This window comes from Pseudomonas carassii (assembly GCF_036324045.1).
GTDB lineage: Bacteria > Pseudomonadota > Gammaproteobacteria > Pseudomonadales > Pseudomonadaceae > Aquipseudomonas > Aquipseudomonas peradeniyensis.
Genome location: NZ_JAZDCT010000014.1, coordinates 44,794 through 67,264 on the forward strand (window position 1 = coordinate 44,794; position 22,471 = coordinate 67,264).

Here is a 22,471-nt window from a genome sequence, read left to right on the forward strand (position 1 = left end):
ATCAATAACCGGCGTCGGCGTCAGCCAGGTCGTCGGCATCGGCTTCGGCTGCACCGGCCTTGGCGGCAGCTGCAGCAGCGGCGGCGGCACCAGCGGTCAGCAGCTTGTCGCGAATCTGCTTCTCGATCTCGCTGCCAATGGCCGGGTTCTCTTGCAGGTACTTGGCGGCGTTGGCCTTGCCTTGACCGATCTTGTTGCCCTGGTAGCTGTACCAGGCACCGGATTTTTCCACCAGGCCTTGGGACACACCCAGGTCGATGATTTCGCCGTTGCGGTAGATACCCTTGCCGTAGAGGATCTGGAACTCGGCCTGACGGAACGGTGGCGAAACCTTGTTCTTGACGATCTTGACGCGGGTTTCGCTGCCGACCACTTCGTCGCCTTCCTTGACCGCGCCGGTACGGCGGATGTCCAGGCGCACCGAGGCGTAGAACTTCAGGGCGTTACCACCGGTGGTGGTTTCCGGGCTGCCGAACATCACGCCGATCTTCATGCGGATCTGGTTGATGAAGATAACCAGGCAGTTGGCGTTCTTGATGTTACCGGTGATCTTGCGCAGGGCCTGGGACATCAGGCGGGCCTGCAGGCCGACGTGCATGTCGCCCATCTCGCCTTCGATCTCGGCCTTCGGCACCAGGGCGGCCACGGAGTCGACGATGATCACGTCGACGGCGTTGGAGCGCACCAGCATGTCGGTGATTTCCAGGGCCTGTTCGCCGGTGTCCGGCTGCGAGACCAGCAGGTCGTCGACGTTGACGCCCAGCTTGCCGGCGTATTCAGGGTCGAGGGCGTGCTCGGCGTCGACGAAGGCGCAGGTGGCGCCGTTCTTCTGGGCTTCGGCGATGACCGACAGGGTCAGCGTGGTTTTACCCGAGGATTCCGGGCCGTAGATCTCGACGATACGGCCTTTCGGCAGGCCGCCGATGCCCAGGGCGATGTCCAGGCCCAGGGAACCGGTGGAAATGGCAGGGATGGCCTGGCGCTCGTGGTCGCCCATGCGCATGACCGCGCCCTTGCCAAATTGGCGTTCGATTTGACCCAGGGCCGCAGCCAAGGCGCGCTTCTTGTTGTCGTCCATTGAAATCCTCACGTGTTCGACGTGGCCCTGACGGCCGGAATAACTGTATAAGTAGCCAGTATTATTCCACAGCGATTCGTTTCCGCAAACCCCCGTCGGGCGATTTACTCCGCGCCAAGCTGTAACAAGCCGTCTAACGCGGCGATCACCGTCTGTCGGCGCACCGCTTCGCGGTCACCGTCGAAGTGCCGGCGCTCGCTGCTCACGTGGGTTCCATCGGCCCAGGCCAGCCACACCGTGCCCACCGGCTTGGCCGGCGAGCCGCCGTCGGGACCGGCCACGCCGCTGACCGCCACCGCGAAGCGCGCGCCGCTGGCAGCCTGGGCGCCCCGCACCATGGCCTCGACCACCTCCTGGCTGACCGCCCCCACCTGGGCGAACAACGCCTCGGGGACGCCCAACTGGCGGGTTTTCTGGGCATTGGAATAGGTGACATAGCCGGCCTCGAACCAGGCCGAGCTGCCGGGGATGCGGGTGATCGCCTCGGCGATGCCGCCGCCGGTGCAGGACTCGGCGGTGCTCACCTGGGCATTGAAGCGCCGCAGGTGTTCGCCCAGGCGGGTGGAGAGTACGGTGATCGGGTCCATGACGGGCTCCTTCGAGGAATGGGCTCTACCCTAACATCCTGGAGACTTGTCCAGGCATCGTGCCAGCCATCCGGCCGGGTAATGGACAAAAAGCAGGTAGCTGACAAACAGCAGGTATTCCAATGCCATCAGCATGGTCGCGGCAAAGAACGCAAACAGCGCCGGGTTCACACCGACCCAGCTGAACTTACTGCGGTGATGGGCAAAGTCCACGTAGGTGAAGTAGTTGTAATGGACCATGAACCCAATGAGTGCGGTCCAACCGAGGTACAGCAACAGGTAGCGATGCCAGGCAAGAACGGGCAAGTACGCCGGTAACCCGGAAGCGGGTTGCAGCAGGATCACGGCAAGCCCGGCGGCAAACAGGGGGGCGGCAACCGCGATGTAATTGGCGATGGCCATGGATTCAAGCGGGAAATTCGATGACCAGAGGCCGACACGTCCCAGCAGGTGCTGTTCCAGAAACGGCTCGAGCAGGGTCGGAAACGGGCCTTGCGCCTGGGTTGGCAACCACAGAGCAATGACGAAGATTGGCAACACGCTCACCAGTATGAGCAGCCATTGGCAGAGGTTGAGCAGTCCAGCAGTTTTAGTGGCTTTCATGACGTTCTGTTCATTACGTGCGGTAAACCAGGGAGTGCAACGCACTCCCTGGCAAAAAGCGTCAGGCGCCCACGGCGTCCAGCACCCAGTTGTTGATCTGGTCTACCTTCTCTGGATCGAAGTAGGAGCTTGCCAGACCAACCAGAACACCACCGACGATCAGCGCCGCGCTGCCAGCCAGCGTCACACCCAGCAAACCGAGGGTGATGCCCAACATGGCACCGGCCGCACTGCCGGCGATCTTGCCGACCACAGCGCTTTCCATCTCCAGCAGGAAGGGCTTCCACTCCCCCGTCTGGAATCCGGTGGCCGCAGCGTCCACCAGTCCCTGGGCCTGGATGACCCCGCCGGTGACTCCGAAAGCCTTGCCCAGGCGCGTCATGTTATCGCCCAGGGTCGCCTTGTCCAGTGCACGCAAGGCTTGAGAAACCGCCGCGGCATCTTTGGCGTTGAGCTTCCAGCCGGGGTTGCTCGACATCTTCTCGAAGGTCTTCAGGGCATCCTGGTAGCTGCGTACGCGCTTGCCCGAGATATCCTTCTGAAGGTCCCGTGCCGCCTGTGACACACGCTCGCCGTAACGACTGGAAATTTCCTTGCCTATGTCGCTGGCGTAGGTGGCTGCATCCTTGTAGAACTCCTTTTCCCGGGCATCACGGAGGGCCTTCTCCTGGGCATCAAGTTTCTCGCGCAACTGCTCCTGTGCCTTCAGGTCGACATACAAGGCCAGGGCTGCGGTGTAGAGGGAAAGCTCGACATCCAATGCCGCCGGCACGTCGTACTCGTCCAGCTTGCGCAATTCGTCGATTAGTTCCTTGATATCGCGGTCATCGAAACGACCACCCTGCTCCGTGGCCAATCGCCCGCGGTTGAATGCAATCTGCTGGTCTCGCGCGGCCATCATCGACTTGATGATCCCAATGGAGCGCTCGGCTTTCTTCGAGTCCGGCAGCGCCGCAGTGCTACCCGCGGCGGCTTCGGCCGCAGCCAACTCGGCATTGAGGCTGGCCGGCAGGTTGCGCTCCTTTCTGAGGTAGCTGTCACTCAGTTCATTACGCATCTCGACGATCTGATAGGGCAACATGCCCCACATATCGACGCCCAGGTCATAGTAGGCATCTGGACTTGGCCAGCCCTGCCCCTCCAGTACCGCTTCCAGTACTGCACCGTTCATCAACGCGGCAACGTTGAGCGCATGCTGGGAGGGTTCACCATTGACACCCAAAGGAATAGTGATGCCCCCCGTTGAACTTCCACCGCGTCCCCCTCCACCTGAAGAACCCGAAGGGGGAATGCCACGGTCCACGATGATGTTCTTTTCGCCCATTCTCTACTCCTTGAATTGGCTTGCTTGAAAAATGGCCGGCCCCACGAAAGTGAGGCCGGCCATGAAATGAAAGATAAGAAATGCAGATCAGCGCGACAGTGCACGCACATAGGCCTGGCACGCCCGCAGGGCGATCAGTCCACGGTCGCCGTCGTCGGTGATGGCGACAATTCGTCGAGCATGCGCCGGGTCAAGTCGGGCGCGTACGGGGCCATGATCCACGCCGCTGGCGCCGGCGGCGGCAGGCACTGGGGCACAGGCGGTGTCGCGCTCGACCAGGACCGACAGGCGCAGATCGGCAGTAGCAAGGCGGTCACGCAGGCGAGCCTGAGTCTGTTGGGCATCGGTCAGCTCCTGGAAATGCTTCGTTTCACTGTCGTGCAGGCGTTGTTCGAGACCCTGGCGCTGATCGCGTTCGGCGAGCAGCAGGCCGTGCAGCGCCTCGGCCTGGTCCAGGCGCTGCTGCACCAGCGCCTGTTCCTGCTCGGCCAGTTGACGGCCAAGGCGCCAGCCCTGCAGTTGCCAAGCCAGCGCCGCGGACAACGCCATCAACCCAAGGCACAGCGCCAGTTGCAGGCGGCTCAGCACAGCACCTCCCGCGCCCGCGTCCACAGTTCGAGGCGCTCCGACAAGCCGTTCAGGCCGCCGTTGATATGCCGGGTGATGCGGTTGAACTCGCCCTGGTCGGCCAGGGCGTTGAGCCCGCGCGAGTGCCAGAACCAGGCCGCCGATTCGCAGGCCCAGCGCGGCTGCTCGAGCATCTGCGGTTGCGCCAGCAGGCGTTCGTCGCCGAACAGCGCACGGCTGCAGGCTTGGTAGTTGTTGCGCCCGGTCACCTGGATCAGGCCACGGCCACAATAGCGTTGGCCGTCGCCGTCGGCTTCGGGGGTGTTACCCAGGCGCAGGGCCAGGGTGCCGGTGTCGTAGCGGGCCAGGTAGCGTTCGTTGCCCAGTTCCTTGACGTAGCGCAGCTGGCCGGATTCATGGCCGACCTGGGCCAGGAACGCGGCAATGCGTTTGGGGTGGTCGATTTCCCAGTTGGCCATGGCCGTGTTCAACGCCGGCAGGAAAGCGGCGGCGCGCTGGCCGGCGAGCGGGTAGATCTGCTTGAGTTGCTGTTCGGTGAGCGGCATCGGTGCATTCTCCATTGCGGTCTGATCGAAAGGCGGCCGGTGCCGCCTGTGGCTCGCTCATGGGCGATGGCTCGAAGCGCTTGGCTTTCACAGGGGTCAAGGTGTGGCGTGCGCCGTACCTGATCTGGAGCTCTGAAACAGGGTGATGCGGCCGGCTGACAGCGACTATAGGGAGCGCCACCGCCGGCAGGCATCGGGAAACCCTCACCGCCCTGTCTCAGGCCTTGAGCGAACCCGTCCGCCGAGGTGCGGAACCCTTGGCCTTGGCCTTGCCCTGACGACCGCCGTTGCACTGCACGGTGGTGCGCCAGCCGCTGCTGGTGAACACCTGCTCGACCGACTCGATCAGGTAGTGGCCATCCAGCCCGGCCAGGAAGCCCTGGACATCGATGGCGCGCTCGGCGAACAGGTCGGTGCGCCCGGGCATGTCCAGGCGCACGCTGGCGGTGTCGCGGTTGAAGCTGGCCAAGCGGGCGCGGGCAGCCTGTTCCGCCGCCGCGCGGTTGGGATACAGGTGGCGGTCGGTGTAGACCGGCTGCAAGCCGTCCGGAGCATCGCCATTGACCAGTTCCACCGCCTGCAGACGCCCGCTGTTGCTGTCCTGGTGGCGGGTCCTGACGGCCTTGTGGGTACTCTTGTCAGCCAGACGGAACTGCCACTGGCTGACGTCGCTTCGGGCAATGCCCACCACATCCAGGGGCTTGCCGCTGGCGCTCTGGCCGCCCTGGCGCGGCAGCACCAGCAACTGGCCGTTGGCGAGCTTGGCGGTACAGTCGTGCAGGCGTGCCAGGCGGGTGATGAAGTTGAAGTCCGACTCGCTGTACTGGTCGATCCGCGGCACCTGCACGGCTACCGGGCACACGGCCTGCCAGCCATTGCGGGCGCCGATCTCGGCGACGATGCGCTGCAACGTCGCATTCTCCCAACTGCCACTGCGGGTGGTCTTGCCGCTGCCGCGCAGGTCGCTGGCCTTGCCGCGGATCACCAGGGTGTCCGGCGGGCCGGACAGCTCGACCTCATCCACGGTGTAGCGGCCCAAGCGGTTCAGCGGCTGCCCGGCGTAACCCAGGTGCACCTCGAGCACTGCGCCCCTGGCTGGCAAGGCCAGGGCGCCGTCGCGGGCATCGAGGCGCAGTTCGAACTCGTCGGACTCCATACCTGGTTTATCAGTGGTGCGTAACAGCAACAGGCGGTCGTTAAGCAGCGTGGTGATGTCATGGCCGTCCGCGATGATGCGAAATTGAGGTTGCATGGTTGGGGCTCCGCTGTATTGGTGTAGCGAGGACGGCGTGAGAGCGGGCTTGCCCCGCGACGGCGCCATCGCGGGGCAAGCCCGCGCCCACGGTACTGGGGCGAGTGGTCAATCCCACAGTTGCAGGCTGGTGCTGGTCGTCATCGGCAGTTCCGGCAACAGGATCCTCACCCCGGCACGAAACGGCTGCGCCTCGTCCGCCAGGCCCTGGTTGGCATCCAGCACGGCCTCGACCGTGCCGGCCAGATGGCCGTAATAGTGCTGGCAGAGGGTATCGAGCAGGTCGCCCTCAGACGTTGTGCAGGTCTTGGCCATAGCTCACGAACTCCAGTGAAAACCCTTGTTTGCGCGGAATACCGCCGGCCAGCAGGACGCTCTGCTCCTCCTCGATGCTGGTCAGGCACCAGGTGCCGAGCACCTCGCCGTAGCCGGTGGTTAACGACAGCGGCAGCAGCTGGCGGCCGATGCTGCGCAGCGTCTGCAACTGGCCGAGCCCGCCCTTGAACCCGGGGAAGATCGCGCCACGGATGTTGATGCTCTCCTCGCCCAGGCTGACCGCCTGCTGGGCGCTCTCGCGGCTCAGGCGCTCCTGCCCGGCCCAGCGAAAGCGCGTCTGCCGGCGCAGTTGGTCGAAGGCGGCGGTATCGAGGTTGAAGTAGTACGGCGCCGCGCCCGCCTTGAGCGGTTGCAGCACCAGCAAGTGCGGGAACGGCTTGACCGCTTCGGCGGCCGGCGTCGCGTCGGGCGCGAAGCCCAGCGTCGACAGCACGCCATTGACGGTCGAGCGCACCTCCCCCACCACACGGCGAATCGCCGCACCGGCCTTGACGGCGTGAGCGGCGAAGCCGTCGATGCGATCACGCACCTGACGCACCACCGCCACCGCCTGGTCGTACTTGGCCACCACCTTGGCCACCCGCGCCTGGGCATTGGTGATCGCGCGCATGGTGCGCTGGAGCTTGGCACCAATGATCGGGCCAACCACCGGCAAACCTTCCAGCTCACCCACCGCGCCCTGTATATGGACGATCGCGTCGTTCATCGGATCGAGCATGGCGTCGGCACGCCGACGCCCTGCCTCTCCCGCCTTGACCAGGGCGTGCAGCGTGGCTTGCAGCTGCTCCAGATAGGTCATGGATCCTCCTTAAAGTGCGATATGTGGGGTGTCGGCCAACTGCGCGGAACGGGCCTGACGCATGAGTTCCTCGAGCTGACGACGGGCGATGGCCTCCAGTTGCGCAAGCGTCCCCGGGTCGTCGAGGCTATTGGTGACACTGACGGGCATGTTCGAGGTGAACGTGAACTGCTGGTTGTAGACGGGTGTCGGCGGTGTGGCCGCAGGTGTCGATGCAACGGCGGGCGGCCCCTGTGCAGGTGTCGCCTGACTGCTTATCGAGCGCACCACATCACCGGGTACGGCCTTCTGTTCGAGCGTGTCCTTGGGCGCAGCGGACGTAGCCCCACCGGCCTTGGCTGCAGCATCCCCTTTGACCGGCTGATCCTTGCCGCCAAACCAGGTCTTGCCCAGCCAACCGCCGAGCTGATCGCCCACCATCCCACCCAGTGCGGCACCGAAGGTGGTGCCGACCACCGGCACGACAGAGCCGATGGCCCCGCCGACCAGCGTCCCGACCAACCCACCGACGGCACTGCCGTAGCCTTCGGATTTCTCGCCATCGGGCTTGTCGCTGATGAAGGTTTCCAGCCCTTGCCGAGTCGCTTTCAGCACCGCAGGCTTGGCCAGGACCTTCATCGCCGCGCCAACGCCCCTGGGTTCCGGTGCTGAGGCTGCATCGGGTGTAGGTTGAGCAGTTGGGGAAGCTTGCGCGCCCTCCTTGGCAGGTTCGCTTGCCGCGGCAATCTTGTTGCTTGCGGACATCGCGCCCCCCGGATCCCCCTCGGCAGCAGGCGTTGCGGATGACTCCACGTTTCCGGCGGCCGGTTTGGCAACCTCCTTGTCACCACCGAACCAGGTTTTACCGACCCAGCCACCGACCGCCTCACCCACCATACCGCCGACGGTGGAGCCGACGACAGTCCCCAGGCCCGGTACGACCGAGCCCAAGGCACCGCCAACCAGCGTACCGACCAGACCACCTACAGCATTGCCGTAGCCTTCGGCCTTCTCGCTATCGGACTTGTCACTGGTGAATGTTTCCAGGCCTTTGCCCACGGCGCCAAGCACCGCTGGTTTGCCGAGCGATTTAACGGCACCGCCCATCTTGGCGAGTACTCCCTTGGGAGCGTCGGCTGCCGGCGGGGAAGGCGTGGCTGGCGTGGAAGCAGGTGCTGCTGGTGGCTTATCCGCCACGGCCTTCAGCAAACCGTTAGCGGATGCTTGCATGGGTGCAGCTACTAGAGGGACCTGTGCACCAGACCCGGTTGCATCGCCCAGAGCCAGCAGACGTTGGCCCGCAAGTGTAGCTCCGGCCCCGAGCTCGCCAAGGGCGCTGCCCAAGGCCGGTAGCGTGCCTGCGTCAACCTGTGCCTCGAACAGGCTGACCGAGGGCCCGGCCAACTGGAGCGGCGATGCAGCCGTGGCAGAATTATCCGCAGACGCCTCGGGCTTGCTGCCCTTGTCGTCACTGCTGTCGGTGAAGAAGTCGTACAGCCCCTCGCCAGCGCGACCGCCAAGCTTCTCGCCCAGGTAGGCACCAAACAGGCTGCCGTACTCCTCACCACGCTTGCCGCCGCTCGCACCGCCCTTCGCCGCCCCAAGGGCCGCGCCAAGGAGGTTGCCGGCCAGCTCGCCGATGGCAGCACCGACACCCTTGGACTTCGCCCGGCCATCCTCACCGGTCACCATTGCCTCGGTGCCCTTCAGCAGCGCTGTAGCAGCGCCCATCTGGGTCTTGCTATTGACCGCCTTGACGGCCCGCTGCCGCTCTTCGGGAGACAGACGGCGACTGGCCTTGTATGCCGCAATCCCCCCTGCGGCAAGCCCGCCCATACTTGCCATGACGATTTTTGTTTTCTCGCCGGCAGTACGGGACGTGGAGGTAGGTTTGGCCGGTGTCATCGGCTTGACCGGCGTCTCAGACGTTGTCTTGCCGTTCGCCGCAGGCAGCAGCAAGGGTGGGTGCCAGACGTTGCGAACGGGCAACGGTTTGAGTCGCGGCAACCCCGCGATCACCTGCCCGAGGCGAACGTAAGCCTGCTGTAGATCAGCGACACGATCGCCTTCATCACGCAAGCGCTCGACCTGCGTGTCATGACTTCCTGCCTGTTCACCGGCCAGCCTCCTGCCGACCTGCCCCACCTTGTCCAGCTCCAACCCCAGACGGATCACCTCTGCGATGAGCCGTCCCAGGCGGGTGCCATCCGCCTCCTTGCGCAAGTGTCCGATGCGTTGACGGAGCTTATCGAACGCGGCGCCCAACGGCCTGTCGGCGCTGACGCCGAGCCCGAGGGTAAACACCTGTGTGTTCGCCATGGGTTCCTCCTTGTCATTCCGCCAGCCACCAGACCATGTCGCTGTACGACATGGTCATGATTTCGCTGGCGGAAAAGTTCAGCTCCTTGGCCAGCCGCCTGGCGGCGGCCTTCTGCCGGGCAGGGTCAAAGCTCGTCGTCCTGCACCAGGCGAAAATAGCCAGTCTGCAGACGGCTGTAGTCCTTCAGGGCCAGGCCTTCCAAGTCCTTGACGCCGACTTCGGCGAGCGAGGCGAACAGGTTCAGTTCGCGCTGCTCGTCGTCAGCCACGCCGCCGGCCTGGGCGTTGCGGATGTCACGCACGGTCGGTGCGCGCAGCGACAGGCTGTCGACCTGCACGCCGTTGGCCTCGCTGGGGCGCGACAGGCGCACGGTCACGCGCTCGGCGTCGACGGTCAGCCATTGCTGCAGTTTCTTTGCTTGAGCCATCGAGTGTTCTCCTTAAAGACCCAGGGCGGCGCGCTGGGCGGCCAGTTGGTCGACGCCGTCGATCACCCGCTTCATGCCCAGGGCGTCGATTTCGTAGACCAGGCGGCCATCGACTTCGAGCTTGTAGTAGGTGACGGCGACACTGTGCTTGATCTCGGCCTTGTCACCGGACTTCCAGTCACCCATGTCGATCTCTTTCAGCGAACCGCGCAGGGTGACGATGACCGGGTTGATCTTGCCCTTGAGGCCCTTGAAGGCGCCGCGGAAGGTGCCGTTGAAGGCGGTGCCGTCGGCCAGGCCGAAGAACTTCAGCGACTCGCGGCGCACGCCGGTGGTGGTGAAGGCCGCTTCCTGCTTCTCCATGCCCTGGTCCATCTCGACCGGCATGTCCATGCCACCGGGGCGGTGCTCTTCCATCTTCAGGGTGAGCTTGGGCAGGGTCAGGCTGGGCACGTCGCCCTGGAAGCTGACGCCATCGACGAACAGGTTCAGGTTGGCCAGTGTTTCGGGAATCATTGCCATGTGGATGCGCTCCTTAAGCGGCGGAATCGAGGACTTCGGTCAGCCACTGGTTGGTGACTTCGACGCGGAAATTGGGGTTTTCGGCAGGCGGCACATCGGTGAAGCGGATGTTCCAGTACACCTTGCCCTGCTCCAGCTGGCTGGCAGTGTTCAGCTCCGGATCGGCGAAGACCTCGAAGTTGATGATCGCGCCCTGGTTCTTCAGGTCGCGCATGAAGGCCTGCAGGCCCTCGGTGACGTCCTTGACGTAGGTGGCGGTGATGGAGCGGTCGACGGCCCATTTGTGGCCGTAGAGGATCGCGTCCATGACGATGTCCATGGTCCGCACGCGGGTGACGAAGGCCCATTTCGGGTCGCTCGACAGGGTGCGGTTGCCCCACAGGCGGAAGCCGTCGTCGCGGATGATGGTGGCGATGTTGGCGTTGTTCAGCAGGTTGGCGCGGCAGGTGTCGTCGCCATCGAGGAACTCCACGGCACGGGTGGTACCGGTAATGCCAACGAACTCCTTGTTCGAAGGCGAAGCCCAGAAGCCGTACTCGCGGTCTGTGAAGGCGAACAGGCCGGCGACCCAGGCCGAACCCGGCGCGTCGACGGTGGCCTCTTCGGCGTTGTCCCAGTAGCGTACGCCCGGGTCGACCAGGAAGGCGCGCTTGGCGCCGAAGTTCTTGGCGTAGGCGATGGCCGCTTCATCGGTGGTGTTGGGGCCGTCGATGATGGCGATGGCGCGCAGCTTGTCGGCCAGGGCCACCAGGGCGGTGCCGACGGCCTGGGTGGCGCTGTGCTTGGGGGTGACCAGCAGGCGTGGCTGGGCGTTGAAGCGGCTCTTGCCGTCGAGCAGCGCCTGCAGGCCGGTACGCTTGCCGTCGGCCAGCACGTTGCCGATGATCGCCGAGGTCTGCTCGGCGGCGTCTTCGAGCTTGGCCACGCCGCAGGCGACGATGACCGCCTTGGCGCGACTGTAGATGGCGCGGCAGGCCTTGGTGATCGCCGCATCCTGGCCAAACGCCGCGACCGCTTCGCGCTCGCTGGTGATCAGGATCAGGTCATTGGCCTTGGCGGTGACGCCCGGGCCTTCGGTGAAAGTGTCGACCAGGCCGATGATCGAGGACGATGGCAGTGCGATGCTGCGGGCGCCGGTGTCGACGTTAGTTACGGTGACGCCGTGGAAGAATCCACTCATGTAAGTCTCCAGATACGAAAAGGCCCCGCAGAGCGAGGCCATTGATACAGCGGTTAAGAAAACGCCCCGTCAGTACGAGGCGTCATGGAATGATGCTGGCCATTAAGGCTGGCGTCGGCGGCCGGTGCTCAACCGACGGGAAGTCGCTACCCTGGGGCCAGTCCCGCAATGCCCGACGATAAGCCTGCAGTTCTATGTACTGATCGGTAGTCAGCGTGGTCACCACGCCTTCCTCCAACTCGTCACGGTGTCGCGATACAACACCATCCGTGGCGGCTAGCCGCTCATCACGCCACTGTCGTTCAATAGTGCCCAGCACTCCAAGATCCGGAGGGGGCGGGTCACTCAGAATAGGAGAGCCGTTCATATCCGAAATAATCCGACGACCACCACTTTGTCCAGCCAGCAATGTGTTATGTATTTGATCGCTCACTTTACGTGCGTCAGAAGGAATGAAACTATTGACGTTATCGTCATAGAAAAAGCCAGTCGCTGGGCTGAAAAACGTTGTCATACACGACCTCTCACTTTCCAAAAGAACGACGACGACCCTACAAATAAGTTACGCACCGTAATACTGCCCGGTGTACTATTTCTGGCTTGAAGAACGGGGGAAACTCCGACGTTTTCACCGCCGCTGAAGTTCGCAAATGTGAGTTCTATACAGGTTGGTACCGCCAGCATTGCTACGGGAAGCGTGATCACCGTGTCCGAACCCGAGGGCGCTCCGACGTATACCCCCCACTGCTCAATTGCTCCGTTTGGAAGCTTCTGATACCCGACAGTACCATTGAGCGAGGCCCCAAAGCCGGAGCTTGAACCAAGCAAGGCGCTACCACCAACCAACATCCAACCGCCGAGAGTGGCGATTACCTCAAGCGAGTCAGTGATACCGATGGACATTGTGCCTATCAAGCCCGAACCCACCACCTGAATGGCGCCCGTTCCAAAGTTTATAAACCTGATCTTGGAACCAACAGCAAAGGATGAAATAGACGGTAGCGTAATCGTGTAGCCTCCGCCCGTGAGGCTGAGAACTTTTCCTGAGTCAGCTGGGACCACTGTATAGGCGCCGCTGACACCCTTCTGACCACTGTAATTTCCAATCTCCCGCTGCACAAACTCAGTTGTCGCCAACTGACGACTGCTATCGAACTGCGGCATAGTAGGGCGATCTACATAACCCAGCGCCGCACTTCCTCCTGTCAACGCCCAGTTACCCGCCGCCCGGGTCAGGATAGCAGTATCACCTATATTCAGCGTAAGTGAGGTAACAAGACCGGCCCCAGGATCGATAACATCGTCCCCCTGAACAACCACACTTTGAGTTCCTGAGGTGCCCGAATGCTGAATCGCAAAAGTTGTGCCTTCAACCAAGCTGGAAATCAGCGGAAGTTTCACAGTATAGCCTGTTCCGGCCATTCTGATGATTTTGCCAGCATCAGACTTGGTTAGCGTGATGCTTGCGCCATAGCTCACCGCACCTGAAAAGCTGCCCAACGCACGCTGCACAAACTCTGTAGTTGCAAGGCGCTGGGAAGAATTGAACTGAGCCTGGGTAACGAAGCCTTCCTCACTCAGGACCTGTGAGTAGCGCAGCATGCTGCTACCGCCAGACAAGCGCCACTGCCCGGCCAGCTTGATGAACTCAGCTGAATCCCCTAAACCAAGCACAATTGGTCCAACGACTCCGCTAGCAGTATAAATAAGATCGCCGGCCGCAGCCTTCACAGTGACACTACCAGAGCCAGCGCTTACGACAGTAGTGGTTGCCCCCTGTGCAACACCCAGCGTTGGGGGCAATGTAATGCTGATAGGCGTTGAACTTGAGGCGCTGATTAGGCCTCCAACATGAATAGCTGTTAATACTGTGTTGACCGCAACCGAACCAAAGCTCGAGTATTCCAGCCCCACACGCTTGACGAAATCAGTGGTGGCAAGCTTTGAACTACTGTCGTATTGTGCTGGCGTAGGTGCTGTGGGTGCTCCCACAAAGGCTGGGGATAACAGGCGCGCAAAACCATCGGTGATATTCTGAAAAACCAACGAGGTGAGGCCAAGGGTAATAGGTGCATCTGTAGTCAATTGCCAGATGGTATCTGCGAGCACCTCACCCAGTTCGACAACTACGATCAGCCCCGACGTTACTTTTGTGCTTGTATCGGCATCTGAGGCTCTGGGCCAAGTGCCGACAGCCGCGACATACAAGCCGTTCTCCTTCGCCGCCGTCTGACTTTTCACTAGGACTCGGTCACCCGCAACAAGCGCTACACCGTCGACGGTCTGAAGTCCCGCAAGGGAGAGATTGACCGAGGTTGCAACCCGTACCGACTGCTTTATATCTAACTTGCTGAGCTCTTCGGTAATGCGGCTATCGACATAATCCCGAGTAGCCAGTACCACCGCCGGATCGATCTTCAACTGCACGTTGCTCGCGCTGCTGACGATCAGGTTCATACGCACCACCTGGGTGCGCCCCGAGCCCTGGCTGAGCAACGGCTTATAGGTCGGCGCGCAGTTGGCCACCGCGACCATATCGCCATCGGCGTCGTACAGCGCGATCTCGCGGATCCACTTGCCGCCGACATCCGCCGGGATGACTTGCTCGGCGACGATGATCGCGCTGTTCTTGTCGTCCACCTTCAGCTGGTTCAGCGGCGCCCGGCGCCATTCGTTGATCAGGCTGGTCTGGGTGGCGTTGGGGGTGGGGTCGGTGCCGTTGGCGTCGCCTACGCCCATCTGGGTGATTTTCCACGGGATGCCCAAGGCATCCGCGTTGGCCTGTTTCGCCGCGCCCACGTTGGTGAGAATGGCGTAGAACTGGGAATTCTGGTCAACCATGTGCAATGTCCAAGGTATCGATTGTGTGTTCCCGGCCGCCGCGACCAATGGCGCCACTGACGATCAGGTCAGGAGGTGCCGGCGGGTAGACGTCGAGTTCATCGCCGTCCTGCAGCGCGCAGCCGAAATAGAGACCGCCACGGCTTTCGAGACTGATCGCCAGACCGGTCATGTGGCGGCTGACCGGCCGGGCGTCGTCGATAAGCGACGACAGTTCGTTGTAGGTTTCCTCGCTGATGCCGGTGTCGGTCACCCCTACCTTCAGGGCAAACGTCCCCGGCACCCCGGCAGGCTGTGTCTGCCACCATTCCTGCACCTCGATCAGGTAGCCGAATGGCTCGACCACCCGCCTGAGGGCGCCGAGGGTGCCCTTGTGGGCATGGACGAAGAACGCCGAGCGGATTACCGAACGCTTGATCGCCTCGCTCCAGCTGTCGTCCCAGCGGTCCACCGACCAGGCCCAGGCCAGCTGGTAGAGCAGGTGCGTCGGGCAGGTGTCGGGGTTGTAGAGGCTGCGCAACGTGACCTTGAGGTCCTCGTCGGCCGCCACCTCGATGGCCCGCTCCAGCGGCGTGCGGTTGAGCGGCAGAAGGCTGTGCATGTCAGCCACCCCGCCGCAGTTCGATGCCGGTGCACCAGGCCGCCTGGGCCTTGCTCGGGCGAATGTCACTCCAGCCGACCAGCTCGACACGGCTCACGCCATCGATGTGCAACTGAGCGTCAATCCCGGAGCGGGCGACCTCGACGCCAAGGCGTCGGCGTGGATTGACCCAGGCCTGGAGGCGACGCCGGCATTCGCTGAGGATCGCCTCGAACTCCGGGCCGTTGTCGGCCATGTGCAGCACTGCCTCGACGCGGTATGGCAACACCTCGGCGCTGCGCACATTGACCCGGTCGGCGACCGGGCGGATATCGTCGTCGTTGAGGTAGGCGTTTACCTGCGCCAGCAGCTCGGGGCTGGCCACGCCGTCGTTGTCCAGGCTAAGCACAGTGACGTCCACCACCGCCGGCGACGGGCTTTCGGCGGTCGCGTCGGCAACCCGCCCAGAAGCGTTGCGGGCATGGAGGATGTAGCTGTTGCGCGGGCCGGCGGTGGTCAGGCCTTCGTAGACCAGTTGCACCCGTTCGCGCAGGGCGTCGTCGGATTCGAGCACCGCCTCGGTCGGTGGAATCGTGCCCGGGTCCGCCGCCTGGATCACCAGGCGCTGCAGGCTGACATTGGCCGCCAGCTGGTCGATATCGCTGCCCTGGGCATAGGCCAGTAGCAGCGCCTTGGCCGCGTCATTGATCCGTGCCCGGTTGAGCAATTTGCGGTAGGCACCGACCTCGAGCAGCTTGGTCACCGGGCCGCTTTCCAGGTTGGCGGTCCAGCCGTCGCCCAGCTGGGCGCGGAAGCTGGCCAGGTCTTCCTGGTACAACACCTCGAAATCGAGGTCCTCAAGCAATTGCGGGGCAGGCAGTTTCGACAGGTCGACCTGGCTCATACCGTCACCTCTACCAGGGCGTCATCCCCCAGGTAACGACCGCTCAGGGCCAGGCTGACCTGGCCGTCGAGCACGGCGACGACCTTGACCCGCTCCAGCTTAAGACGCGGCTCCCAACGCCCCAGGGCGCGGGCCACCTCGGCCTGCACCGCACTCTTCCAGCCTTCGTTGACCGGCAGGTCGACGTAGCGGCGCAGCTGGCTGCCGTACTCCGGACGCATGCGCCGGCTGCCCAAGGGCGTGGTGAGGATGTCCTCGATGGATTGACGCAGGTGGGCCACGCCCGACAGGGGCTGGCCGGTGCGGCGGTCCATGCCGATCATGGGGCACCTCCTGGAATTGAGGCTCCAGGCTGCCTGTTCACATAGCACATGGTAATCACCCGGCATGAAAAAGCCCGCTTGAGCGGGCCAGGGAGATACGCCTCGGAAGATCTGGCGCGCAGGGATGTCATCGAGCGATCAAATGTCGAGAGGCATGCTCGGGAAAGAAACCAAGGCCTTGTCGGCAATGCTCTGAACCTCTACATGACTGTCGGCCTTGAACACGGCCTGCTTGGCCAGTAGCCGTGTCTCGCGGATGACGTGCAGTGCAGTAATCCAGGCACTGGCCTTTTCCAGGATGGCCTGAGCGGCCTGCTGATCAGAGATGCCCGAGGCCATGGCCCAGGCACGGACCGCCCGAGGGGCCTCGCCTTGATAGGACTGTTCGGTGAAACGCCGAGCCTCGGTTTCCGCCAGTTGGTATTCGAATGCTCGCAAGGGGTCTCCCACCACGGCCACCCGCGCCTGATTGGCCGCCGCATCGATTTGCACAACAGCGGCCTGTCGTGCGGCATCCAGCGGCAGCTCGATGAAGGTGAAACCGACGTAGTGTTCGCCGGCATGGGAAATATTGAGGTTTTCCAATTGCATGGCGGTTCTCACAAAGAAGCGAAGTTGGTGAATACATAGGGGACCGTGCGCGGATCGGTACCTTTGGCCACACCGAATACAATCGCCCCCGCCATTTCCGCCGGGAACGTCGTTCCCGCCCCGGACAGCACCACCAGGGTCGACCCTGCGCCGACCAATTTATCCAGCAACGCGCCGCGGAGTTCGAACTTGACCTTGTAGAGGCGCAAAGTCAGGGCCACGGGAATCGCATAGCCTCCGGCATAGATGAGCGCCGAGTACCCCGCATGGGTATTGGGCGTGGGCTTGCCTTCGGGTAACACCACGGTCAAGTCCGTCAGTTCCAGCGTCGAGTTGCCTATTTGCTGAAACCCAGCCATGTAGCGCAGGTCATCGCCCGGATTGATGAAGTCTTCGAGAATCAGTTTCTTGTCATTCCCGCGGATCCTCAGTTGCCGGCTGACAAGGGCGATCTGGTGGGTGTGTACATAGTCACGCAGCAACGTGACATCGCAGATTCCCCCTACCGGGGTTGCTGCCAGGGCCCGAGCCAGTGACTTGAACGGCGCGGCCTTTGTGCCGACCGCAGCATCATCCCCGGCCACACAGTCGACAAAGAAGTTCCGGGCAATGGCAGGAGCTGCAGCGACCGCCGCACTGAGTGCCGCCTCGATGCCGGTCTTTTTGCTGTTGAAGTAATCGATCAACGCCGTGGTCTTCGACGTCAGGTTGGCAATTTCCGTTTCAAGGCTCATGTGCCTCATTCTCCATGAATGTGTTTCACGACAAGGGTCTGCAGGCTGACCAGCGAGGCCGCATTGGCCGCCACGACGGTCAACAGCCGTTGATGAACATCGACCTGCCGCTGCTCCATCTCAATCGTGCAAGCCCGCAGAGCCTGCAACTGTGCAGTTGCTATACCCCCTGCCTGCTGTTGGCTGTCCAGCCGGTCCTGTTGCAGCAGGTTGCGCAGTTGCTCGGCTATCAGTGCCGAAGCCTGAGCGGCCAGGGGCGCCGCCAGGGTCAGGCTGAGCCCGGCACCGTTGCTGACGATGGTCACGCTATCGGCCGGCAAGGCCGACAATGACAAGTCATAGGCCAGCAACAGATCGGTGCCGGCGGGCTTGTAAGCCAGCGCTTCGCTGGGGTGGGACCAGACCGCAAACAACGTGCCGTCCTCGAGCACAAAGCCGACCTCGCGAACCCAGAAGGCATGTGCGCCATCGGCAATCGCAGTCAGGTGCAACTGATTGTTGCCAAGACGCTCACCGCCAGCGATGACATGACGCGCAGCTTCCGTGCGCAATGCCTTCTGTTCGGTGCTCGGGCTGTAGCCTGCCGTGCCCAGGGCAATGTGGGTGATTTTCACGGCCAGGCCGCTATTGTCGGCCCGCCACACAGCGGCCAAGCCGGCCTTGGTGATAACGGGCTGCAAGACAGTACTCATATGACGGCCTCCATCCTGCCGCGCACGACGATACAAGGCCGGCTGAGGTTGGCGATCAGCAGGCCCTGTCCGGGGGTCAGTGGGACGCCCTGTAGCGTGGCCACGTGCCTCGCCACACAGCGATTGAAGTTGGCATTGGCCAGGCGCAGGCCGCTCGTGAAGCCGGCGCCAAGGCGAAAGTCATAGTGGCTGCGCTCGTTCTTGACCGCGTTCACCAGGTTTCGCAACCGGGTATAGAGCTGCGGGGACAGGATCGCCCCTTCACCCATCCGGTTGTCATTGGCCCAGGCGGTCAACTGGAAGGTATAGGGCGCAGCACCAGGTACCTGCCACCACTCCTTGAGTTCCGAATGAACCTGAACTGCCTGCAAGGCACGACGTACAGCCGCCACGCTGCCCTTGCTGCGGTGCACAGGGATGGCCTCACGGATCAACGCGCGCTGCTGGCTCTCGCTGGTCGCGGCCTCCCAGCCATCGACCTTCATCGCCCAGGCCAACCAGGGCAACAGGGCTGGTGGACACCGTGTAGAGTCGGCGACACCTCGAATCAGCCCTGGGTCGAGACGCGGGTCGCAAACGTGCTCCAGTTGCCGCTCCAGGGGGCTGGCGTTGTGCGCAAGCAAACTCATGAAGCCACCTGTGTCAGCTCGATACCCGCGCAACTGGGATAATGGCGCTGGTCGCAAACCACATCGGCAGCCGGTTGTCGCAGTCGTACCCGGCGTACGCCGGGCACGTGCAGCGCTGCGTATACGGCAGATACAGGTAGCTCACCCTGCAGTCGGCGCGCCTCGGCCACGGCGATTCGCAGCTGGGCATGGGCGGCAGCCGTGACCACTTCCGGGTCAGGCCCCTCTTCCACCTCGATGCTCGCCTCTACCCGGTAAAGGCTTGGCTGACCCAGCTGGATACGCGGCCGGTCGGTCAAAGGACGCACGGACTCCGCCGAGAGCACGCTACGCACGGCCTCGACCAGAGAGCTTCCGCAGCTCGTACTCTCTAGCCTGGGCAGTAGGGTCAGAGACACATCACCCGGCAGGGGATCGACCAGGCCAGCCGGGTAGTCACATACCAGCACCATGGCACCCGCAGGCAAGCAAGCACGTAGTTCATCATTCAGTGGAACGCCCCGAAACGTCGGCGAGTCCACCGAAACATCGGCAATCTCAGCGGATGCGGTGCGCGCATGGAACTCATAGGCCCCTCGGCTACCAGCCACGGACAGCGCCTCCAGTGACAGACGGGTGCGATAGCGCAAGTCTTCGTCGCTTTCCATGACTGCCGCCACTGGCGGCAGCGCGTCAGGATCCGCTTCACTCAGGCGCAACCGCTGTACACCGTAATCCGCGGCGCGGTTGTCCAGGTCGGCACCCGCAGCATGCGAAAGCAGGCTCGCCTTCGCGGCGTCATTGATCCGTGCCCGCCCCAATAGCTTTTGATAGGCAGCCACTTCCAACAGATGGATCACCGGGTCCGACTCAAGCTGCGCCGTCCAGCGCTCTCCCATGTGCTGACGAAAATCCTCAAGCAACCCCTGGTAAAGGGCCTCGTACTCGAGGCTCTCCAGCACATCGGGTGGAGGCAACTGCGATAGATCGATCATCGCTGGTCTCCTTGCTCGTCAAGGCCCGCATCAGCGAGCCAGCCCCAACAAGTTGCCCGGCACTGCCGGGCAACCGGCCTCAGGACACGAAGTCGTAGGTCAGGGCGACGGCCGCCGTGGCGTTGTTGGCGACGGTCCACAGGCCGTAACCCGCCGGGATGAACAGCTGATAAGGCAGGGTGTACTGCGAATCGATGCCGCCGTTGATCCCGCCCATGATGGCGTGGACGCTCATGTCACCGAGGTAGGCCGGCGCCTTCGGGCCGGTGTACAGGTTGAGGATGCCGCCGCCGGTGCACAGGGTGGCGGTGCGCAGGTACACGCCATCCTTGTTGTCCGCGGCGCTGAAGACCTGGCTGACGGCGGTTGGGTGGGCGTTGAAGAAATGCTTGCCTACTTTTACTGCTTCCATGTTGCTTTACCTTTTGAGTCGAAATGATGGGTCGCGGCACACGCCGCGTTCATGTCGCTCAATGGCGATCTTGCTGGGCTCAAGGCCGTAGTTCAGTGCTTGTGGTTGGCGGTGTTGCCGGCCGTATCGATGATCCGGCCACCGCCGTTGATGTCGCCGCTGACCGTCAGCGGGCCGTTGATGGCAACCTTGCCGGTCAGGGTGATCGACGCGGCGTCGAGGGTGATGGCGTTGTCGCTGACCACCAGGGTGCTGGCGCCGACCTTGACCGTGGCCTGGCCGCTGGGCAGTTGGATGTCATAGCGCTTGGCCTGCCAGTCATAGGCCAGCGAGCCGCCGTCGTCGAAGCGCCAGACCTCGACATGGTCGCGATTGTCCGGCGCCGTCCCGGCATTGCCGTACAACCCCGGGACGAAGGTGCCCAGGGCCGGTTCGCCGCTGGGGCTGATCAGCACGCCCTGCTCGTCCAGGCTCGGTACCCGCCAGTGGCGGACCTTGCCGGCGGCCTGGGCATGCCAGCGCACCCAGGCGCTGGTCCAGCCGCCGCCGTCGGACACCCGCACCCGGGCTGCGGCCAGGTCCACCGCGACCACCCGACAGGGGATCACCAGGCTGGCCAGCATGCGATCGTGCATGGCACTGGCGTAGCTCATGCCAGGTCCTCCGGTGACAGGTACTTGTCCTGGTTGCCGGGCCCGGTGTCCGGGGCGAAGCCCAGCATCAGGCTGCCCGGGGGCTGGTCGGGCCATGGCCAGTGGACATTCCCCAGCAGGACCGGTTGTTCCCATTGCACCCGCCAGGTGGTGCCCTCGGCTTCGGCAAGGATGTCCCGTGCGCCCTCGACGTAATCAAGCCCCCAGGACTGCTGGCGCAGCACATCGATCAGCTGCGCCGCCAGCACGCCGGCCTGCGTCCGTGCCTGCGCGGGGGCGCCCAGGGCAGTGACGCGGGCCTCGAAGGTCGCCATCAGCAATGAGCGACCGTCACGCAGCGCCTCGTCGCCACGCATGCGCAACACGCCATGCACCAAGGCCGGCAGGGCTGGCTCAAGCGTGGTGTCGCCCTCCGTGGCGACTGTGGCAAAGGCCGGCAACGCCGCCCGCAGGGTGGAGGTGACGGCCGCGTACAACTGGGCCAGTTCGCTCATGCTTGTGCTCCTTGAACGCTCGGTTCGGCGAAGGCCGGGCCCGAGAAGGCCCGGCGCCCGGCTCAGAAGTGCCAGGTCCAGATGTCGATTGGCTTCTGGTCAGGGTTGATCTTGCGGATATGGCGATAGGTCGGCTGGAAGCCGAAGCGCGCCCATACCGGTTTCTCGTCGAGGATGGCGATGCTGCCGTTGGCCTGCAGACGCAGCACCGCGCTGGCATGGCCGCCGGTGTGCGAATGCCACAACACCGCGTTGCCGGCACCGTAGACCACCAGGTTGCCATCGCCCTGGAACACGGCGCGCACGGCGCCCTTGCCTTGAGTGCCGGCGTTCCAGGTGGCCACGCCGTTCGGGCCATAAGCCACGACATTACCGTCGCCCTGGAACACCAGCTTGCTGACTCCCGCGCCGTACTCCACGCCCTGTACCAGTTCGGTGCCTGGCGCCAGCAGCAGCGAGTCGACCGCGCCGGGCACCAGCGGGATGGCCGGCGTGCCGTTCCACAGCGCCAGGGAATCGACCAGCACGATGTTGCCGTCGTCCTGCAACACCAGATGGGTACGGTTCCACTGGTCGTTGCTGGTAAAGGTGCTGTTGTTGGTCAGCCACACCCGGCGCCGCGAGTAATCGTCGAGGAACGCGCCGTACTGCACGTAGAAGGCCAGCGGGGCCTTCTTGTTGCGCAAGGGAATGGTCGAGCTGAAGGGTTGCTGTTCATTGGCGACCCAGACGGTGGCGCCATTGTCCTGGATCACCAGGTTGCCATCGCCCTGCAACAGCAGCTTGAAACGCTGGTTGGGCGACAGCAGGTACTGGCCCGCCGACAGGGTCTGGTAAGCGGGCAGCACCGAAGTGCCGACGCCGTTGAAAGGAATGCGGGTACGACCTGCCATGGTATTTCTCCTACTGGATCGATTGAACGGGAGCCGGGCTCTGCGGCCCGTCCTTATCGCTCGTCGGCACGTTGTCGAGGCCCGTGGCCTTCATGTGGTTCAAGGTCGCGCAACGCGAGCACTTGATCTGGACCAGCGCCGACCCGCCGATGCGGGCCAGCAAGCGGTTGCATTTACCGCAGCGAAACTCGTTGAACATCCGCCTCTCTTC

Annotated in this window: 28 protein-coding genes; all 28 read right to left on the reverse strand. The window is 63.4% G+C overall.

Going from position 1 to position 22,471, the window contains the following annotated elements:
• Position 1: 1 nt before the first annotated feature.
• The 28 genes from recA to V0R62_RS12660 all read right to left on the reverse strand — a co-directional run bounded on the left by recA (position 2) and on the right by V0R62_RS12660 (position 22,459).
• Positions 2 to 1,078 (reverse strand): recombinase RecA, encoded by a 1,077-nt coding sequence (recA, locus tag V0R62_RS12525; RefSeq protein WP_028690616.1) that lies wholly within the window; start codon positions 1,076 to 1,078, stop codon positions 2 to 4.
• 104 nt (positions 1,079 to 1,182) lie between these two features.
• Complete coding sequence (locus V0R62_RS12530; RefSeq protein WP_028690617.1) at positions 1,183 to 1,665, reverse strand: CinA family protein; 483 nt, start codon at positions 1,663 to 1,665, stop codon at positions 1,183 to 1,185.
• A gap of 30 nt (positions 1,666 to 1,695) precedes the next feature.
• Complete coding sequence (locus tag V0R62_RS12535; protein ID WP_330103927.1) at positions 1,696 to 2,268, reverse strand: hypothetical protein; 573 nt, start codon at positions 2,266 to 2,268, stop codon at positions 1,696 to 1,698.
• A 61-nt stretch (positions 2,269 to 2,329) separates the two neighbouring features.
• Positions 2,330 to 3,592: a colicin-like pore-forming protein gene (locus tag V0R62_RS12540; protein WP_330103928.1), complete on the reverse strand. Its 1,263-nt coding sequence runs from the start codon at positions 3,590 to 3,592 to the stop codon at positions 2,330 to 2,332.
• An 87-nt stretch (positions 3,593 to 3,679) separates the two neighbouring features.
• The gene (locus V0R62_RS12545) at positions 3,680 to 4,141 is read right to left on the reverse strand and encodes a lysis system i-spanin subunit Rz (RefSeq protein WP_330103975.1); all 462 of its coding nucleotides are present in this window, start codon (positions 4,139 to 4,141) and stop codon (positions 3,680 to 3,682) included.
• 32 nt (positions 4,142 to 4,173) lie between these two features.
• Complete coding sequence (locus V0R62_RS12550; protein ID WP_330103929.1) at positions 4,174 to 4,725, reverse strand: glycoside hydrolase family 19 protein; 552 nt, start codon at positions 4,723 to 4,725, stop codon at positions 4,174 to 4,176.
• Positions 4,726 to 4,942: 217 nt separating this feature from the next.
• The gene (locus V0R62_RS12555) at positions 4,943 to 5,977 is read right to left on the reverse strand and encodes a phage late control D family protein (RefSeq protein WP_330103930.1); all 1,035 of its coding nucleotides are present in this window, start codon (positions 5,975 to 5,977) and stop codon (positions 4,943 to 4,945) included.
• Between the two features lie 108 nt (positions 5,978 to 6,085).
• Entirely contained in the window at positions 6,086 to 6,292 is a 207-nt protein-coding gene (locus tag V0R62_RS12560) for a tail protein X (protein ID WP_050704448.1), read from the reverse strand.
• Positions 6,267 to 7,112: a phage tail protein gene (locus tag V0R62_RS12565; protein WP_330103931.1), complete on the reverse strand. Its 846-nt coding sequence runs from the start codon at positions 7,110 to 7,112 to the stop codon at positions 6,267 to 6,269. Before V0R62_RS12565 ends, V0R62_RS12560 begins: the two co-directional genes overlap by 26 nt.
• Before the next feature lie 9 nt (positions 7,113 to 7,121).
• Entirely contained in the window at positions 7,122 to 9,410 is a 2,289-nt protein-coding gene (locus V0R62_RS12570; protein WP_330103932.1) for a hypothetical protein, read from the reverse strand.
• A 125-nt stretch (positions 9,411 to 9,535) separates the two neighbouring features.
• Positions 9,536 to 9,838 (reverse strand): phage tail assembly protein, encoded by a 303-nt coding sequence (locus V0R62_RS12575; protein ID WP_330103933.1) that lies wholly within the window; start codon positions 9,836 to 9,838, stop codon positions 9,536 to 9,538.
• Between the two features lie 12 nt (positions 9,839 to 9,850).
• The gene (locus tag V0R62_RS12580) at positions 9,851 to 10,360 is read right to left on the reverse strand and encodes a phage major tail tube protein (protein WP_023628885.1); all 510 of its coding nucleotides are present in this window, start codon (positions 10,358 to 10,360) and stop codon (positions 9,851 to 9,853) included.
• Between the two features lie 13 nt (positions 10,361 to 10,373).
• Complete coding sequence (locus V0R62_RS12585) at positions 10,374 to 11,540, reverse strand: phage tail sheath subtilisin-like domain-containing protein (protein ID WP_069016700.1); 1,167 nt, start codon at positions 11,538 to 11,540, stop codon at positions 10,374 to 10,376.
• An 82-nt stretch (positions 11,541 to 11,622) separates the two neighbouring features.
• Positions 11,623 to 12,054, reverse strand: coding sequence for a phage tail assembly chaperone (locus V0R62_RS12590; RefSeq protein WP_280070501.1), 432 nt, complete (start codon positions 12,052 to 12,054; stop codon positions 11,623 to 11,625).
• Positions 12,051 to 14,381: a phage tail protein gene (locus V0R62_RS12595; RefSeq protein ID WP_330103934.1), complete on the reverse strand. Its 2,331-nt coding sequence runs from the start codon at positions 14,379 to 14,381 to the stop codon at positions 12,051 to 12,053. Before V0R62_RS12595 ends, V0R62_RS12590 begins: the two co-directional genes overlap by 4 nt.
• Positions 14,374 to 14,982, reverse strand: a complete 609-nt coding sequence (locus V0R62_RS12600) for a phage tail protein I (RefSeq protein WP_330103935.1) — start codon at positions 14,980 to 14,982, stop codon at positions 14,374 to 14,376. Before V0R62_RS12600 ends, V0R62_RS12595 begins: the two co-directional genes overlap by 8 nt.
• Before the next feature lies 1 nt (position 14,983).
• The gene (locus V0R62_RS12605; RefSeq protein ID WP_330103936.1) at positions 14,984 to 15,865 is read right to left on the reverse strand and encodes a baseplate assembly protein; all 882 of its coding nucleotides are present in this window, start codon (positions 15,863 to 15,865) and stop codon (positions 14,984 to 14,986) included.
• Positions 15,862 to 16,188, reverse strand: a complete 327-nt coding sequence (locus tag V0R62_RS12610; protein WP_028690641.1) for a GPW/gp25 family protein — start codon at positions 16,186 to 16,188, stop codon at positions 15,862 to 15,864. Before V0R62_RS12610 ends, V0R62_RS12605 begins: the two co-directional genes overlap by 4 nt.
• Before the next feature lie 138 nt (positions 16,189 to 16,326).
• The gene (locus V0R62_RS12615) at positions 16,327 to 16,779 is read right to left on the reverse strand and encodes a hypothetical protein (RefSeq protein WP_330103937.1); all 453 of its coding nucleotides are present in this window, start codon (positions 16,777 to 16,779) and stop codon (positions 16,327 to 16,329) included.
• 8 nt (positions 16,780 to 16,787) lie between these two features.
• Positions 16,788 to 17,513, reverse strand: coding sequence for a hypothetical protein (locus tag V0R62_RS12620; protein WP_330103938.1), 726 nt, complete (start codon positions 17,511 to 17,513; stop codon positions 16,788 to 16,790).
• A 5-nt stretch (positions 17,514 to 17,518) separates the two neighbouring features.
• Positions 17,519 to 18,205, reverse strand: a complete 687-nt coding sequence (locus tag V0R62_RS12625; protein ID WP_330103939.1) for a phage tail-collar fiber domain-containing protein — start codon at positions 18,203 to 18,205, stop codon at positions 17,519 to 17,521.
• The gene (locus V0R62_RS12630) at positions 18,202 to 18,834 is read right to left on the reverse strand and encodes a phage tail protein I (RefSeq protein ID WP_330103940.1); all 633 of its coding nucleotides are present in this window, start codon (positions 18,832 to 18,834) and stop codon (positions 18,202 to 18,204) included. The genes V0R62_RS12625 and V0R62_RS12630 overlap by 4 nt, the downstream gene beginning before the upstream one ends.
• Positions 18,831 to 19,808 (reverse strand): baseplate assembly protein, encoded by a 978-nt coding sequence (locus tag V0R62_RS12635; protein WP_330103941.1) that lies wholly within the window; start codon positions 19,806 to 19,808, stop codon positions 18,831 to 18,833. The genes V0R62_RS12630 and V0R62_RS12635 overlap by 4 nt, the downstream gene beginning before the upstream one ends.
• A gap of 79 nt (positions 19,809 to 19,887) precedes the next feature.
• On the reverse strand, positions 19,888 to 20,220 hold the full coding sequence (locus V0R62_RS12640; RefSeq protein ID WP_050704437.1) for a hypothetical protein: 333 nt from the start codon (positions 20,218 to 20,220) through the stop codon (positions 19,888 to 19,890).
• Between the two features lie 92 nt (positions 20,221 to 20,312).
• Positions 20,313 to 20,873 (reverse strand): phage baseplate assembly protein V, encoded by a 561-nt coding sequence (locus V0R62_RS12645; protein WP_330103942.1) that lies wholly within the window; start codon positions 20,871 to 20,873, stop codon positions 20,313 to 20,315.
• Positions 20,870 to 21,367 carry a hypothetical protein gene (locus tag V0R62_RS12650; protein ID WP_330103943.1) on the reverse strand — a complete coding sequence of 166 codons (498 nt, stop codon included), beginning with the start codon at positions 21,365 to 21,367 and terminating at the stop codon, positions 20,870 to 20,872. The genes V0R62_RS12645 and V0R62_RS12650 overlap by 4 nt, the downstream gene beginning before the upstream one ends.
• Before the next feature lie 62 nt (positions 21,368 to 21,429).
• The gene (locus tag V0R62_RS12655; protein WP_330103944.1) at positions 21,430 to 22,260 is read right to left on the reverse strand and encodes a putidacin L1 family lectin-like bacteriocin; all 831 of its coding nucleotides are present in this window, start codon (positions 22,258 to 22,260) and stop codon (positions 21,430 to 21,432) included.
• 10 nt (positions 22,261 to 22,270) lie between these two features.
• Complete coding sequence (locus V0R62_RS12660) at positions 22,271 to 22,459, reverse strand: Com family DNA-binding transcriptional regulator (RefSeq protein ID WP_330103945.1); 189 nt, start codon at positions 22,457 to 22,459, stop codon at positions 22,271 to 22,273.
• Positions 22,460 to 22,471 lie beyond the last annotated feature (12 nt).